11 protein-coding genes are annotated in these 15,648 nt (G+C 62.6%); 5 read left to right on the forward strand and 6 right to left on the reverse strand.

All coding sequences use genetic code 11. The features are described 5' to 3' along the window. Positions 1 to 84 precede the first annotated feature (84 nt). Complete coding sequence (locus tag AB0N65_RS02545; protein ID WP_364157268.1) at positions 85 to 1,179, forward strand: biotin/lipoate A/B protein ligase family protein; 1,095 nt, start codon at positions 85 to 87, stop codon at positions 1,177 to 1,179. Here the strand turns inward: AB0N65_RS02545 and pepN are convergent. Next, positions 1,176 to 3,782 carry an aminopeptidase N gene (pepN, locus tag AB0N65_RS02550; protein ID WP_364157271.1) on the reverse strand — a complete coding sequence of 869 codons (2,607 nt, stop codon included), beginning with the start codon at positions 3,780 to 3,782 and terminating at the stop codon, positions 1,176 to 1,178. The genes AB0N65_RS02545 and pepN overlap by 4 nt on opposite strands. A 4-nt stretch (positions 3,783 to 3,786) precedes the next feature. Continuing rightward, positions 3,787 to 4,821: a putative sulfate exporter family transporter gene (locus AB0N65_RS02555; RefSeq protein ID WP_364157274.1), complete on the reverse strand. Its 1,035-nt coding sequence runs from the start codon at positions 4,819 to 4,821 to the stop codon at positions 3,787 to 3,789. 111 nt (positions 4,822 to 4,932) lie between these two features. Between AB0N65_RS02555 and AB0N65_RS02560 the strand changes: the two genes are divergently transcribed. Genes AB0N65_RS02560 through AB0N65_RS02570 form a run of 3 tightly spaced genes read left to right on the forward strand, consistent with a single transcriptional unit; the run spans position 4,933 to position 8,307 of the window. Next, complete coding sequence (locus AB0N65_RS02560; protein ID WP_364157277.1) at positions 4,933 to 6,489, forward strand: circularly permuted type 2 ATP-grasp protein; 1,557 nt, start codon at positions 4,933 to 4,935, stop codon at positions 6,487 to 6,489. 43 nt (positions 6,490 to 6,532) lie between these two features. Next, on the forward strand, positions 6,533 to 7,459 hold the full coding sequence (locus AB0N65_RS02565) for an alpha-E domain-containing protein (RefSeq protein WP_364157280.1): 927 nt from the start codon (positions 6,533 to 6,535) through the stop codon (positions 7,457 to 7,459). Further along, positions 7,456 to 8,307, forward strand: a complete 852-nt coding sequence (locus tag AB0N65_RS02570) for a transglutaminase family protein (protein WP_364157282.1) — start codon at positions 7,456 to 7,458, stop codon at positions 8,305 to 8,307. Before AB0N65_RS02565 ends, AB0N65_RS02570 begins: the two co-directional genes overlap by 4 nt. Positions 8,308 to 8,371: 64 nt before the next feature. On the opposite strand, the gene AB0N65_RS02575 is transcribed toward AB0N65_RS02570, so the two are convergent. Beyond that, positions 8,372 to 9,823, reverse strand: coding sequence for an SDR family NAD(P)-dependent oxidoreductase (locus tag AB0N65_RS02575; RefSeq protein WP_364157285.1), 1,452 nt, complete (start codon positions 9,821 to 9,823; stop codon positions 8,372 to 8,374). Between the two features lie 48 nt (positions 9,824 to 9,871). After that, positions 9,872 to 11,284, reverse strand: a complete 1,413-nt coding sequence (glgC, locus tag AB0N65_RS02580; RefSeq protein ID WP_364157287.1) for a glucose-1-phosphate adenylyltransferase — start codon at positions 11,282 to 11,284, stop codon at positions 9,872 to 9,874. 93 nt (positions 11,285 to 11,377) lie between these two features. Here glgC and glgA point away from each other — a divergent pair, with 93 nt between their 5' ends. Then, positions 11,378 to 12,574 (forward strand): glycogen synthase, encoded by a 1,197-nt coding sequence (gene glgA, locus AB0N65_RS02585; protein ID WP_364157290.1) that lies wholly within the window; start codon positions 11,378 to 11,380, stop codon positions 12,572 to 12,574. A gap of 126 nt (positions 12,575 to 12,700) precedes the next feature. Here glgA and AB0N65_RS02590 read toward each other — a convergent pair whose 3' ends face one another. Both AB0N65_RS02590 and AB0N65_RS02595 read right to left on the reverse strand, forming a co-directional pair. After that, complete coding sequence (locus AB0N65_RS02590) at positions 12,701 to 14,824, reverse strand: acyl-CoA dehydrogenase (RefSeq protein WP_364157293.1); 2,124 nt, start codon at positions 14,822 to 14,824, stop codon at positions 12,701 to 12,703. Positions 14,825 to 14,867: 43 nt separating this feature from the next. Then, entirely contained in the window at positions 14,868 to 15,644 is a 777-nt protein-coding gene (locus tag AB0N65_RS02595) for a TetR/AcrR family transcriptional regulator (RefSeq protein WP_364157982.1), read from the reverse strand. Between the last annotated feature and the right edge of the window lie 4 nt (positions 15,645 to 15,648).

Here is a 15,648-nt window from a genome sequence, read left to right on the forward strand (position 1 = left end):
CACTTCTCCCCAAGTCTTATCGAAGGCCCGCATTGCCTGATTCCGGCAATGCGGGCCTTCGCCTTTTCCGGCAAGATGGAACCCATGACTTCGCACCCGGCCCAGGAAATGCACGACCACGGCACCCGGCTTCACGGGGAATACAAAGTTCCCGGGGGCAAACTGGTGGTGGTTGACCTGGACGTCCATGATGGCCTGTTGGCCAATGTCTCGGTCAGCGGAGACTTCTTCCTTGAACCTGATGAAGCGCTGCTGGATATCAATATGGCCCTGACGGGGTTGGCTGTAACCTCATCCGCCGCCGATATCGCAGCAGCCGTGGGTGCGGGGCTTACGGACGGTGCGGTGCTGTTCGGTTTCTCCGCAGAGGCTGTAGCCGTGACCGTTCGCCGTGCCTTGTCCAAGGCAACCGGCTGGGCCGATCATCAGTGGGACATCATTCCGCCCTCCGTGCTGCCCACGCCGGTTAACGTTGCCCTGGACGAAGTCCTCACGGAGGAAGTCGGTGCAGGGCTTCGCAACCCTACGTTGAGGTTCTGGGACTGGGAAGAGCCGTCCGTGGTCATCGGCAGCTTCCAGTCCGTCCGCAATGAAGTGGATCCGGAGGGCGTTGCCAGGCATGGCATTACGGTTGTCCGGCGGATCAGCGGTGGCGGAGCGATGTTCATGGAAGCCGGCAACTGCATCACGTACTCCCTTTACGTGCCCCAAACGCTCGTGGACGGGATCAGCTTCGCCGACTCCTACGCGTTCTTGGACGCCTGGGTCATGGCAGCCCTGGAGAAGCTGGGGATATCGGCCTTCTACGTGCCCCTCAATGACATTGCCACCGATCAAGGCAAGATCGGGGGAGCCGCCCAGAAGCGCCTGGCCAACGGCGGGATGCTGCACCACGTGACCATGAGCTACGACATCGACGCCGACAAGATGGTGGACGTCCTCCGGATAGGCAAAGAAAAGCTTTCTGATAAAGGGACACGGAGCGCCAAGAAGCGTGTGGATCCGCTGCGCCGTCAGACAGGAATGGCACGGGCCGCCATCATCGGTGCCATGCAGGAAGTCTTCACCGAGCGCTACGGGGCGGTTGAGTCCGCGTTGACCGAGGCGGAGTTGACTGAGGCACGGAAACGGGTTGATGCGAAGTTCGGCACGGAGGAGTGGCTGAACAGGGTCCCCTAAGCCTTGGCCGCTTGGGCCGTCAACGCCCGCATCAGGTGGCTCCGCTGCTCGATGACAATGCGGCGAAGTGCCCGGGGTGCATCGGCGTGGTCATGCAACCACTTGTCCGTCCGCAGCAACACCGGGTGCCCTGCCGGTTCGGTCCCTTCGTCCAGATCCTGCGTGCCCGGGAATAGACCCCGCACGATCCTGCCGGCAATCTCGATGCTGCGCTCCGCCCAAACGTGCTCCAGGCATTCGAAGTACGGCTCTATATACGGATGCAGCATGGATGCGGGGGCAATGGTGAATCCGGTGATGGTTGCGCTGAGGATTTCGTTGGAGAGCCCAGAAGAGTTCACGGCTGCGTCCCAGGCCGCGGCCTTGACGGCGGCATCCGGCCGTGCGGCCGCCGCCGTCGCATGTCCTTCCCGCCCCGACGCCGTCCTGTCGGAAGCGAGTTCGGCATCCAGCTCAGCCAAGGAAGCCTGTCCGTGCGCTGCCAGCGCCTGCCAAAGACCCCACCGAAGTTCAGCATCAACGGCCAAGCCGTCAATCACGGTACTGCCGTCCAGGATGCCTCGAAGCAAGGTGAGTTCACTATCCCCATGGCGCGATACGTCGGACAACGTCCGTGCCCAAGCCAGTTGCTGGTCGGATCCCGGGGCTGCTGCGAGCAATTGGGATGCAGCCACGGCCAGGAAATCTTTACGGACGCCGTCCCGGATGGCCGCCGGAACGTACCGTTCAAGGGCGCCTGCTGCGTTGCCGAGCACGTTGGACAGTACGCCGATGCCCGTTTCCGCCGGTGCGAAACGTTCGACGGCGGCGATGTACCGTGCCGCGGGGCTCACGCCATCGCGTGCCGAATCCCAGAGGGCAGTCCAACACAGGGCGCGGGCCATCGGGTCCTTGACTTTGTCGAGCGAAGTCCGGACGGTTTCTTCCGAGGCTTCGTCCAGCCGGACCTTGGCATAGCTAAGATCGTCATCATTGACCAAGAGCAGCGCCGGGCGCGGTTTCCCTGCCAATTCACCCACAAGAGTGCTCGGACCGGTTACGTCCATCTCGATGCTTTCCCGGCGGATGAGGTGTCCGGCGGTGTCGGGATCGTACAAGCCCAGGCGCATCCGATGGGGACGGAGTTCCTGCTTTCCGGTCAGGGGGTCAATGGCATCCTGGCGGAGGGTCACTGCGCCCATCAAGCCGCCATCCTCAACGATTTCCGCTGTCAACGTTGAGATGCCCGCCGTCTGGAGCCACTGCCTGGCCCAGACGGCAAGGTCCCTTCCGGAGGCGGCGCCAAGGGCTTGCAGAAGATCTTCCAGGGAGGTGTTGCCGAATTCGTGACTCCGGAAATACTGGCGTGAGCCCTCGATGAACGCCTCGAATCCCACATAGGACACCAACTGCTTCAGGACCGACGCGCCCTTGGCATAAGTGATGCCGTCGAAGTTTTGTTTGGCAGCTTCAAGGTCGGGAATGTCCGCCACGATGGGGTGGGTCGTGGGCAATTGATCCTGTACGTAGGCCCAGGCCTTGCGTTTGTTGGCGAAGTTCACCCACGCCGTATCCCAGTCAGTAGCGCGGTCCACCCCGAGGGTTCCCATGTAGTCGGCAAACGATTCCTTGAGCCACAAGTCGTCCCACCACGTCATGGTGACAAGGTCGCCGAACCACATATGGGCCATCTCGTGCATGAGCGTATTGGCGCGGCCCTGGTATTGGGCGTCGGTGGCCCGCGAAGCGTAGACGTACTTTTCGGTGAAAGTCACCAGTCCGGGATTTTCCATGGCGCCAAGGTTGTACTCCGGCACGAACGCTTGATCGTATTTCCCCCACGGATAGGGGTAATCGAAGAGTTCGTTGAAGAACTCCAAGCCGTTCTTCGTCAGCCTGAACAGTTCGTCGGCATCGAACGAGTCCGAGAGTGATGCGCGGCAGTAAAGGGCCAGCGGCACCTCAAGGTTGGTGCCGTCGTCGAACGTTTTGCCCCAGTGGTCCACCGCCTTGAAGTACGGCCCCGCGAGGATGGTGGTGATGTAGGTGGACATCCGCTTGGTGGTGGCGAAGTCCCACCGCTGCGCTTGGGCGTCGCCAGGGACAGGGGAGCGCGATACCTCATGTCCGTTGGAGGCCACTTCCCAGCCGGACGGCGCGATGACATGGAAGGTGAATTCAGCCTTGAGGTCGGGCTGCTCAAAGTTGGCGAAAACGCGACGACTATCGGCCGGTTCGTACTGCGTGTAGAGGTAGCACCGGCCGTCGGCGGGGTCCACGAAACGATGCATTCCCTCGCCGGACCTGCTGTACAGCGCGGTTCCGCTCACCGTCACCTCGTTCTCAGCGGCGAGGCCTTCAAGGACGATCCGGTCACGGTCAACCACCCTTGTGACATCCAACGGGACGCCATTGAGGACAACGCTGTCCACGCCGCCGCTGATGAAGTCCAGGAAAGTGGCCGACCCGGGCTCGGCCGAGAAGAGGATGGTGCTGGTGCTGGGGTATCCGGCGACTGCGGGATCTGCCGCGTCGCGGACATCAAGCGTGACGTCGTAGCTTTGGGTGGTAATCAGGGCTGAACGGATGGCAGCTTCGTCGCGGGAAAGATTGTGATTCGACACACAGCTATCTAATCATGATCCACGCGGCGCACAGGCCGAGTGTGGCGATCAGCAGCCAGGAGCCCAAAGCAACGATCATCGCACGGCCGCCCGTATGGATCAGGGTACGCACGCGTACGGCCGAACCCAGGCCGAACAAGGCTGTTGCCAGCAGGATGTCCTGGAGGGCCGCTGCAGCTTCAAGCACCGCGGGTCCCGCCCAGCCCATGGTCCGGATCCCCACCATGGCGATGAAACCAAGGACAAACAGCGGGATGATGGGCGGAAACTTCCCGTCGGCGTCCGCTTGGTTGGCGCGCCGACGCACGTGGAGAAGCCGCTGCTGGAGCCCCGCCGCTGCCGCAATGGGCGCGAGCAGGACCACCCGTGTCAGTTTGACGACGACGGCGACCGCCAGTGCCGCTGGACCGGCGGTTTGCGCTGTGGCGACCACCTGGCCTACGTCGTGGACGGACGCGCCGGTCCACGCCCCGAACTGTTCAGGTTCCAGGCCGAGCGGGTGCATCAGGAGCGGCAGGACGCCGATCGCCAAGGTCCCGCACAGCGTCACCAGGGCGACCGGAAGGACCGTGTCCTGATGCTTGATCCGACGCACAGCAGCCATGGCTCCAATGGCGGACGCGCCACAAATGGAAAACCCCGTGGCGATCAGGAGGGCGGCCTCGCCGGGAAGGCGCAGCACGCGGGCGAGCCCATAGGTCCCGGCGAGGCTCAGCAGCACCACGCCCGTAATCAGGAGCAGCGCCAACCAGCCCAGCCCCAGAACGTCACCCATGCTGACCTTCAACCCCAACAGGACGATCCCGGCACGCATCAAGTGCTTCCCGCCGAAGTCCAGCCCGGGACGGGCACGCCCCGCAGCCCACACGGCAGTCCCCGGTATATTTGCTGAGAGGAGCCCCAAAGCCACAGCAAGCGTCATGGCCGGAATGGCCGGGATGAGCGCATGGATGGTGAAGGCAAGCCCCGTCGCGGCGATGCTGAGGACCACCCCCGGCCCCAGCCGTCTGAGCTGGGGCACATAACTGTTGAAGGGCATGCGTCAACCCTGCCGGATGAGGGCACGGATTGGCGAACCGGGCTACCTGCGAAACTGCGACACAATCAGTGCGAAATGCGCTCGACCCAAAAAGGTGATTGTCTAATTCCCATGTCTGACCTCTTCCAGGATTACTCAGAGGCCGCTGCACGCAGCGGTGCCTACGACGAGATGTTTGCCCCGGGCCACGTGGCCCGAAGATCCTACGGTCAGGTTGCCGGCGCCCTGCGGGAACTTTCCCTGGCGGATGTCACGGCCCGCGCTGACTCCATGGCGCGTACCTTCCTGGACCGGGGCGTCACGTTCGACTACGCGGGGGAGGAACGGCCATTCCCCCTGGACATCGTTCCCAGGGTCATTCCCTCGGACGAATGGGATGTCCTGGAACGCGGCGTCGCCCAGCGGGTCAAGGCACTCGAGGCTTTCCTCAACGACGTCTACGGGCGGATGGCGGTTGTCACGGACGGGGTGATCCCGCGCCAGTTGGTGACGACGAGCGCGCACTTCCACCGCGCCGTCCATGGTTTCGAACCGTCAGGCGGCGTGCGCGTCCATGTTTCCGGGATCGACGTCGTCCGCGATGCGGCCGGCACGTTCCGGGTACTTGAGGACAATGTCCGGGTTCCCTCCGGGGTGAGCTACGTGTTGGAGAACAGGCGGGCCATGGCAAAGGGCCTGCCCGAAGCATTCGGCCAGCAGCACATCCGGCCAGTGGAAGAATACCCCCGCCGGCTACTGTCTGCGTTGCGCAAGACCGCGCCCGCGGGCGTGGACGACCCCACGGTCGTCGTCCTGACCCCTGGCGTCTTCAACAGCGCATACTTTGAGCACACCCTCCTCGCCGGGCTCATGGGCGTGGAACTGGTGGAAGGACGCGACCTCATCTGCCGCGGCAACCGCGTCTACATGCGGACCACGGCCGGAGAACAGCGAGTCGATGTCATCTACAAGCGCATCGACGACGACTTCCTGGACCCCCTGCAGTTCCGCTCCGATTCCATGCTCGGTTGCCCCGGGCTCGTCAATGCGGCCCGAGCCGGGGGAGTGACCATTGCGAACGCCGTCGGCAACGGTGTCGCAGACGACAAGCTCGTGTACAGTTACGTGCCTGACCTCATCCGGTACTACCTTCACGAAGAGCCGATCATCGCCAACGTGGACACCTTCCGGCTCGAAGAAAAGGAGGCCAGGGAACACGTCCTGGACCGACTGGAGGAACTGGTGGTCAAGCCCGTGGATGGCTCCGGGGGCAAGGGCCTCGTCATTGGTCCGGACGCGTCCAAGGAGGAGCTCGATGCCTTGCGCAAGCGCGTGATTGCCGATCCCCGGGGTTGGATCGCCCAGCCCGTGCTGCAACTCTCCACGGTGCCCACGCTTTCCGGTGACAAATTCGGTCCCCGGCACGTGGACCTTCGGCCCTTTGCCGTCAACGACGGCGACGACGTGTGGGTCCTTCCGGGCGGACTCACGCGTGTGGCGCTCAAGGAAGGCTCACTCATCGTGAATTCGAGCCAGGGTGGCGGCTCCAAGGACACATGGGTGGTGGCTAACTCGCCGCAAATGCCGGCGGAAGTCATCCCGCGCCAGTCAGTAACCGTTCGTGAGCAGGTCTCCGTGTGGCCTGTGGAAAGCAATTGGCGGGACCGCCAGTCGGAGCAGCAGCAGTGAACCGGGAAACCCCCCATGCACCACGTAAAGGAGGCACAGTCCAATGCTGAGCCGTATTGCCGAGTCACTTTTCTGGATCGGACGCTATGTAGAGCGTGCGGACGGCACCGCAAGAATCCTGGACGTGCACCTGGAACGCTTGAACCACTTGCCTTTGGAGGAACAGCGCAGCGTCGCCCGGGAACTCCTCGCCGTCATGGGCGCGAAACCCCAGAATGAAGAGTTCGGCCTGCCCGAACTGCTGCATGCCCTGGCCTATGACAAGCAGAGCGCGTCATCGATCGCAGGATCCTTGGGCGCTGCCCGCGAAAATGCCCGCAGGGCACGGGAGACAGTCTCGCAGTCGCTTTGGGAGAGCTTGAACACCACCTATTACGGACTCAACCAGCACCGCAAGGACGTTGTGGGAACGTACAGGTTCTGCAACTGGGTGCTTGAGCGGACGGCGATGGTGAGGGGCCTGGCCGATACCACGGTGAGCCACGATGAGAGCTGGTTGTTCATGGTGCTTGGACGCTCGCTGGAGCGCGCAGACATGACGGCCCGCATGCTGTCCACGCGCGACGTCCAGTCCGCCGGGATGTCCTGGGTCAACATGCTGCGCTGTGCCGGGGCCTACGAGTCTTTCATCCGCACCCGGCGGGCAGCTTTCGGCGATCAGCACGCGGCAGAGTTCCTCCTCCTGGACCGGTTGTTTCCGCGGTCCATCGTGTACGCCCTCCGCGACGCGGATGAGTGCTTGGCCAAACTGGATCCGTCAGCACAGCGCGTCGGCTTCATCAACGATGCCCGTCGCATAGTGGGGCAGGCGCGGACCTTCCTTGAGTTCCACCGTACGGACGACCTCATGTCGGAACTGCCTGAGCACATGGAACGGGTGCAGAAGGCAGTAACCCAGGCGTCCGACGCAATTTCCCGTAAGTACTTCAATCAGGCCGATGAGCATGCCTGGGTGGGAGAAGTTTCATGACCCGGCTGAGCATCGTCCACAAAACGGCATACAAATACAACCGCCGCGTGACATTGTCCTACAACGAGGCCAGGATGACTCCGCTGACAGATGGACAGCAGGTTGTGCTCGAGTCCTCCTTGAAGGTGTCGCCCAACCAGGCTTCCGTCAGCACCTACAGGGACTATTGGGGCACCCGTGTCACTGCCTTCGACATGCAGATGCCCCACGAGAACCTCGAGGTCCTTGCTACGGCCACCGTCGAGGTCCACCGCGTGGAACGTGTAGCCAGCGAGGACGACATCGTCGGATGGGATGTGCTGTCCTCAGGGAAGGTCCAGGACGAATTCAGCGACTGGTTGCCGCAATCCCGTCTCAGCGGGCCCGGAGACGAAGTCCTTGGCATTGTCCCGGGGGTCGTCGACGGCAGGAACCCGCACGAGGCAGCGCTGGCAGTCTTCTCGTGGATGGCCGGCGAGATGACCTACATGAAAGGCACCACCGGCGTCACCACCAATGCCGAGCAAGCGTGGACGCAGCGGCAAGGCGTCTGCCAGGATCTTGCCCATCTCGCGATCGGCTCATTGAGGAGTTGTGGCATCCCTGCGCGCTACGTGTCGGGTTACATTCACCCCAGGTCCTCGGCGGATGTCGGAGAAACTGTAGCTGGCCAGTCGCATGCATGGTTGGAGTGGTGGGACGGTGAGTGGCGTAGCTGGGACCCCACCAACCACAAGCCGGCCGGGGACTACCACGTGACTGTGGCGCGGGGACGGGACTACCGGGACGTCCCGCCGTTGAAGGGTATCCTTTCAGGCGGCGGTGGTTCAGGACTGTCCGTATCGGTGGAAATCACCCGGCTCGCGTAGGAGCCTAAAAGACCAATGGCCCTTTGGAGTTTTCCAAAGGGCCATTGCTGTGAGCCGCGCCGATTTACCAGGGGGAGGGCTTGTAGTCCTTCAGGAAGACGCCATACTGATCCTCGCCCCGTTCGCCCATGACGATGGGGTCGTATACACGCGCGGCGCCGTCCACCAGGTCCAGTGGCGCGTGGAAGCCTTCTTCCATGAGGCGAACCTTGGTGTAGTGGGGGCGTTCGTCCGTGATCCAGCCGGTATCCACAGCGGTCATCAGGATGCCATCGGATTCCAGCATTTCCTGCGCGCTGGTCCGGGTCATCATGTTCAATGCCGCCTTTGCCATATTGGTGTGGGGGTGGCCCGGTCCCTTGTATGCTCGGGAGAACTGGCCCTCCATGGCCGAGACGTTCACGATGTACTTACGGCGCGCAGTGGACCGCTTCATCGCTTCACGCAACCGGCTGACCAGCAGGAAGGGAGCGGTGACGTTGCAGAGCTGCACTTCGAGCATTTCGAGGGGATCCACCTCGTCCACCACTTGAGTCCAGCTGTTGATCGTGGCCAGGTCCGGCACGAGCCCACCGGCGTCGATCGCCGTACCGGCTTCGATCCTGGCCAGGGAAGCCGAGCCGGTGGAGAGCGCCAACGAGGTGATCGCATCGCCTGCAAGGACAGGATGCTCCGTGACGCTGCTCGCCAAGGCCAGGGGATGCTTGTCGTGCGCGTGGCCGAAAGTGACGAGCTCTGGACCGCCGTTGCCTGCTTGCAACGCGGGCGGCAGCGGCTCGTCCTCGGCATCTACCAAAGGCTTGTAGGCGTTACCGGAGCGACGAACGGTTTGGGCGGCATTGTTGATGATGATATCCAGGGGACCGGCCTCGTTGAGGGAGTCTGTCAGGGCCATCACCTGGGCGGGGTCGCGGAGGTCTATGCCGACGATCCGCAGCCGGTGCAGCCACTCTGCAGAGTCTTCCATCGCGGCAAAGCGACGTGCCGCGTCCTTGGGGAACCGGGTAGTAATGGTGGTGTGCGCGCCATCCCTGAGGAGCCGGAGGGCGATGTACATGCCGATCTTTGCCCGGCCCCCGGTGAGCAATGCCCTTCGTCCTGTCAGGTCCGTCCGGGCGTCCCGCTTGCTGTGGCTGAACGCCGCACATTCCGGGCACAGCTGGTGGTAGAAGGCGTCCACCTGGGTGTAATGCTGCTTGCAAATGTAGCAGGGGCGTGAACGGATCAGGTGGCCGGCAATTTCTCCCGTTGCTGATGTGGCCAGCTTGTTGCCGCGCGTTTCATCATCGATACGGTCGGGAGCTGCAGTTGCGGTCAGCGCAATCACGGCTCGATCGGCTTCTGCGATCTGGTCACGTTTGGTGACCCGGCGATGCCGCTTGACTGCCTTGAACATCTTGCCCGTGGCACGGCGGACTGCGATGTAGTCCGGGTGCTCCTCGTCATAGACGTGGATCGTGGTCAGAACCTTGAGGCAGGCCTGGATCTCTTCAGGCGTCAGATCGGTGGAGCTCATTGACCTGATTTTACAGCCTTGGGAGCCTTGGGCCTGCCTCCGGTTCTGCTAGCGTCCGGCTCCTTGCGATGCTGTGTCGACCACCCGGGCCTGGATACCGGCGGCCACCTTCTCGGCAGAGTCGCGGATGGCGGGGTCGCCCTGGGTTGCTGCCTTGACTGCCTCCGGCAGGCTGCGGCGATACTCCGCGGACAACGCGAGTTCCGCTTCGTCCGGCTCGGGAACAACCTGCCCCTTGGCAAGGACGGTGATGCCGGATTCCGTGACCTTGTAGCCCCTGGCCTTGTCCAACGCCGGATCAAGGCCGATCGCGGCCCCTGCCGGAACCTTGACGTTCTTGTCCAGGATGGCGCGCTTGATCACGGCGCCTTCGCCGACGCGGACCTTGTCCATCAGCACGGAGTCCTGAACGCGGCTCCCGGATTCCACAAAGACGTCGTTCGACAGTACCGAGCCCTCAACGATGCCGCCGGAAATTACTACACCGCTGGCCACGATGGAATCGAGGGCTGTTCCAACGGTGTTGTTCTCGCCGCGCACGAACTTCGCGGGCGGGGAAATGCTCTGGCGCGTGTAGATAGGCCATTCCGAGTTATAGAGGTTGAAAATCGGGACCGGCGAAATGAGGTCTACGTGGGCGTCGTAGAAGGAGTCGATAGTACCCACGTCGCGCCAGTAGGTGCGGTCCCGCTCGGTAGCGCCCGGGATGTCGTTCAGGGTGAAGTCATAGACTCCGGCTTCGCCCTTGTCCACGAAGTAGGGAATGATGTCCCCGCCCATGTCGTGCTTGGTGTCCAAGCGCTCTGCGTCCACATGCAAAGCCTCCACAAGGGCGTCGGCATTGAACACATAGTTACCCATGGAGGCCAGGAATTGCGTGGGGTCGGCGGCCAGGCCGGGAGTGCTGGCAGGCTTTTCCACGAACGCTGCGATCTTTTGGGGATCGTTCTGGTCGACTTCGATCACGCCGAATTGGTTTGCCATGTTCAGGGGCTGGCGGACGGCTGCCACGGTCGCTTTGGCGCCGCTCGCAATGTGTTGCTCCACCATCTGCGAGAAGTCCATGCGGTACACGTGGTCGGCGCCGACGACTACTACGATGTCCGGGGCGTCGTCATGAATAAGGTTCAGCGATTGGTAGATGGCGTTGGCGCTGCCCAGGAACCAGCTCTTGCCGACGCGCTGTTGGGCGGGCACGGAGGCTACGTAGCGGCCCAACTGCGTGGACATCCGCCAGGTCTCGGAGATATGGCGGTCAAGGCTGTGCGATTTGTACTGCGTCAGGACCACGATTTTCAAATATCCCGAATTGACCAGATTCGATAGTGCAAAGTCAATAAGTCTATAGCCGCCGGCAAACGGAACGGCCGGTTTGGCCCTGTCCGCCGTCAACGGCATCAGGCGGTTGCCTTCCCCGCCTGCCAAAACGATCGCCAATACTTTCTTCAACGCCATGGTCATAGCTCCCCGTACGTCTTCGTAGCCCCCAAAAGTCCGATTTTCCGGACTCTTTCACACTAGAACACATAAGCCGGAACGACTACGTTGGGTAACGTGCGAATAGACATTGTGACTAAAGAATTCCCTCCGGAAATTTATGGCGGTGCCGGTGTCCACGTGGCCGAGCTCAGCCGCGTGCTGGCAAAGCACGTTGACCTTCACGTCCGGGCGTTCGGGGCGCCACGGGATGAGGACTACCATGGCGCCACGGTGGCGTCGTACGGTACTCCAGAGGACCTCGGTGACGTGAACGCCGCCATCCAGACCCTGGGTGTCGATCTGCGGATCGTTCCGGATATCGCGGGAGCGGACCTGGTCCACTCGCACACTTGGTACGCCAACATGGCCGGACACCTCGCTTCGCTTCTCCACGGCATTCCGCACGTGCTCAGCGCCCACAGCCTCGAGCCGCTGCGTCCGTGGAAGGCCGAGCAGCTCGGCGGCGGCTACGCACTGTCCTCGTGGGTCGAGAAGACTGCCTATGAAGCCGCGGCGGCCATCATCGCCGTCTCGGATGGAATGCGCCAGGACATCCTTCGCAGTTACCCGAACGTCGATCCCGCCAAGGTCCGCGTCGTTCATAACGGCATCGACGTGTCCCTGTGGGAGCGGGACGAGGAAGACGATGCCATCCGGGCCTTGGGCATTGATCCTGCCAAGCCCAGCGTGGTGTTCGTGGGCCGCAACACCCGCCAAAAAGGCGTTCCCTACTTGCTGCGCGCCGCGTCCAGCCTGCCCGAAGACGTACAACTGGTCCTGTGCCTCGGCGCTGCCGACACTCCCGAACTGGCAGCCGAAACAGCCCGCCTCATCGAGGATCTGCAGAGTAAGCGCGAGGGTGTGATCCTCATCGAGCGGATGCTTCCCCGCCGCGAACTCATCCAGGTACTGAGCCACGCCACGGCTTTCGCTTGCCCCTCCATTTACGAACCCCTGGGCATCGTCAATCTTGAAGCAATGGCATGCGGTGCCGCAGTGGTGGCCAGTGCAACCGGCGGCATCCCGGAGGTTGTCCAGCATGGCGAGACGGGGCTTCTGGTGCCGTTGGAGCAGGTCACCGATGGGACCGGCACCCCGCTTGACCCGGAGAAGTTCGTCAGCGACTTCGCCGCGGCTCTCAACGACGTGGTTGCCAACCCCGCCAGGGCGCGCGAGATGGGGGCCGCCGGGAGGCGGCGCGCCGAGGAGCACTTCTCCTGGGAGTCCATTACCCAAACAACACTCGAGGTCTACCGTTCGGTCCTTAACTAAACATTGAGCCCGGGATATCGTCCCGGTAGCAGTACCAACAACGACGGCGTCGCCCCCTTAGCGGGGACGGCGCCGTCGTTCTTGCAAGACTTCCGCAAGAATTCACCGCTTGGTCATCCGGTGCTGCTAGCGGGAGTTTGCAGCCTTCAACGCCAGCAAAGACTTCTCATCGGCCGGGGCGGAACCACTGGCACGTTGCTCACGGAAATGCTCCCGGGCTTCGTCCTGGCGTTTCGCTTCCGCCCCCGTGGCGATCGCCGCGCGAAGATGCTCCGGTCCATAGCCGAAAGCGTCCACCAAATGCAGGGCGTGGGGGCGGATCTTGACCAGCAAGCGGTTGATATAGGTGCCTACGGTTCGGCCGCGCTGCATGGAGAGGCGACCGTTCATGAGGTACCAGGACAGGTGCTTTTCGATGAGCGACAGCCCGAACAGGTCGCGCAGCCAGGTGAGAACCTGCTTGGTACCTTGGTCCGGAACCACCGCAAGGGCCTCCGTGAAGGCTTCCCATTGAAGAAGCTCCGCGTGTGCCTGAGCAGCTTCGATGAGTTCGTGCTGATGCTGGTTGAACAGCGCCGCTGCCTGGTGCTGGGGCAATTTATTGGCGCCCTTCAACGCCGCGCCTACCTCGGCAACCATGGACTGCACACGATCGGCAAGCAAGGTGCGCTGGCCTTCCTCGTCGCGCAATGCCAAAGCTGCCTTCTGCACTGACCCCGTATCCGCCACGAACTGCGCCACTTGGCGCAGACCTGTGCGGTGCAGGGCAACACCCGCAGCCTGGTCCACCACGTAGCGGGCCAGCACGCCGAAATCAGCGCTGCGGAATTCCTTGGCGTAGTCAGCCAGCAGTCTCTTGGCCACCAACTGAAGAAGCACGGTGTTGTCGCCCTCGAAGGTCACGTAGACATCCAGGTCTGAACGCAGCGAAGCGAAGCGGTTCTCGATCAGGAATCCTGCGCCGCCGCAGGCCTCCCGGCATTCCTGCAGGGTGTCCAAAGCGTGCCACGTGCTCAGCGGCTTAAGGGCGGCCGCGAGCGTCTCCAAGTCCTGGCGGTCGGCGTCGGTGTCATGCGCGCCGGAGAAAACGTCGTCGAATTTCTGCAGGAGTTGTTCGTGCGCAAAGCCGGCGGCGTAGGTGGTCGCAAGCCGCGTAAAGAGCCGGCGCTGATGGCGCTGGTAGTCCAGCAGCACCTCTTCGTCAGTGGCGGAGGAAGCGTTGAACTGGCGCCGCTCGGTAGCGTAGTGAATGGCAGTCTTCAGCGCTACCTTGCTCGCCGCGACGGCTGCCCCATCCAAGGAGACGCGCCCCTGGACCAAGGTTCCGAGCATGGTGAAGAAGCGGCGGCCCGGGCTCGGGATGGAGGACGAGTACGTGCCGTCCACCGCGACGTCGCCATAGCGGTTCAACAGGTTGGTGCGGGGGATGCGCACCTTGGTGAAATGCAGGCGGCCGTTGTCAATGCCGTTGAGTCCACCCTTGATTCCGTCGTCTTCACCGCCGATACCCGGCAGGAACTCTTTGGTTGCCGGATCACGAAGTTCCACGTAGAAGGCGTGGACGCCATGGTTCACGTTCCTGGTCACAAGTTGGGCGAACACCACGGCAGCCAAGCCGTCGTTTGCTGCATTGCCGATGTAGTCCTTCCATGCAGCCCGGAAAGGCGTATCGATAACGAACTCCTGGCTTGCTTCGTCGTACGTCGCGGTCGTGGCAATGCTGGCCACATCGGAACCGTGACCGGTTTCCGTCATCGCGAAGCAGCCGGGTATGTCCAAAGCCATGATTCCGGGGAGCCATTTATCGTGATGCTCCCGGGTCCCCAGGTGCATCACTGCGGAGCCAAAGAGTCCCCATTGAACGCCCGCCTTGATCTGGAGTGACGGGTCAGCCGTGACGAGTTCCTCGAAACCCGCGATGTTGCCGCCGTGATCGTCCGAACCGCCAAGCCTCGCGGGAAATGCGCGGTGCACGGCGTTGTTGTCCACCAGGAACTTCAATTGGCCGAAGACACGTTCGCGGTGTTGGGTATGGGTGAGTCCTTCAATCTTTTGCACCTCGGGACGTCCCGCCAGGCTACGGGCCTGATGCCGGACGCTTGCCCACTTTCCGAGGAGTTGTTCGCCGAGCGCAGCGACGTCGACCACCGGTTCGCCGCTGTTGCCTTGGAACCCGTTCTTGCCTGCCACGGCGTCATCGCGCCCGGCAGGTTGCCGGGCTGATGATGCCCGGTCCACTACTTCAGTCATGTTGTTTCCTTCGTTGGTTCCTACAACTGATGGGTCATTGCTGTCAGGTGGCGCCCTTGAGTGCGGGGGCTATGCCCAGGCAGAGCCAGTCTGTGATGTGTCCGGCCATGGTTGCCTGGTCCGGTTTTGACGACGACGCCGGGCTGCCCAGCCACATCTCACCGGCATTCCGGACCAGACCGATGGCGGCCGTAGGCCAGTAGTCGATCAAGGCCTCGTTATCGGCACCCAGGTATTGCCTCATGGGAGTAGCCAACATCTCGCTGATTTGCTCGAAGAAGTTGCCCAAAGCTCCGGAGGCTGCGAGGGCATCCTGGGCGGACGCTTCCCCTGGAGACAGCCGCGTAATGAATGCATAGACGTTGGGACTGGATTCGGCCATTTGAAGGTAGGCGGACACCATGGCGAACAACCCTTCCCTGGGCGTCTGTGCGAGCTGGGCTGCTTCCCGCATGCGACGCTGCATTTGCCCCAGCACCACCTCACCCATGGCCTGCTGAAGTCCGGCCTTGTCACCGAAGTAGCGGTAGTAGACGGATTTCGAAGTGCCGGCCGCGGTGGCGATGTCCTCCATCGAAGCATCGCTGCCGAGTGCATGAACAGCCTTCCGGGCCGCCTTGATGAGCTCCCTGCGCCGTTCTTCCCTGTGGTTTTGCCATCGCGCAGCACGCCCGTCAACCACCTCAACCGGGGCGCCGCCCGCAGCAGCGCCGGGAGCTGCGGAGTAATCAGGGAAACCCTTACTGGCAGTGTTCACGATACCCAGCGTATCAGGTACGCTGGGTATCAGTAACTGGCATTGACCAAAGGAGACAGCCATGGCT

Source organism: Paenarthrobacter sp. NPDC089322 (genome assembly GCF_040684895.1).
Taxonomy (GTDB): domain Bacteria; phylum Actinomycetota; class Actinomycetes; order Actinomycetales; family Micrococcaceae; genus Arthrobacter.

Excerpts from the sequence above, each read along its gene's own strand:
- AB0N65_RS02545 (WP_364157268.1), top strand. The coding sequence starts at position 85 with ATGACTTCGCACCCGGCCCAGGAAATGCACGACCACGGCACCCGGCTT.
- AB0N65_RS02555 (WP_364157274.1), bottom strand. The coding sequence starts at position 4,821 with ATGCCCTTCAACAGTTATGTGCCCCAGCTCAGACGGCTGGGGCCGGGG.
- AB0N65_RS02560 (WP_364157277.1), top strand. The coding sequence starts at position 4,933 with ATGTCTGACCTCTTCCAGGATTACTCAGAGGCCGCTGCACGCAGCGGT.
- AB0N65_RS02565 (WP_364157280.1), top strand. The coding sequence starts at position 6,533 with ATGCTGAGCCGTATTGCCGAGTCACTTTTCTGGATCGGACGCTATGTA.
- AB0N65_RS02570 (WP_364157282.1), top strand. The coding sequence starts at position 7,456 with ATGACCCGGCTGAGCATCGTCCACAAAACGGCATACAAATACAACCGC.
- AB0N65_RS02575 (WP_364157285.1), bottom strand. The coding sequence starts at position 9,823 with ATGAGCTCCACCGATCTGACGCCTGAAGAGATCCAGGCCTGCCTCAAG.
- glgC (WP_364157287.1), bottom strand. The coding sequence starts at position 11,284 with ATGACCATGGCGTTGAAGAAAGTATTGGCGATCGTTTTGGCAGGCGGG.
- AB0N65_RS02590 (WP_364157293.1), bottom strand. The coding sequence starts at position 14,824 with ATGACTGAAGTAGTGGACCGGGCATCATCAGCCCGGCAACCTGCCGGG.
- AB0N65_RS02595 (WP_364157982.1), bottom strand. The coding sequence starts at position 15,644 with ATGGCTGTCTCCTTTGGTCAATGCCAGTTACTGATACCCAGCGTACCT.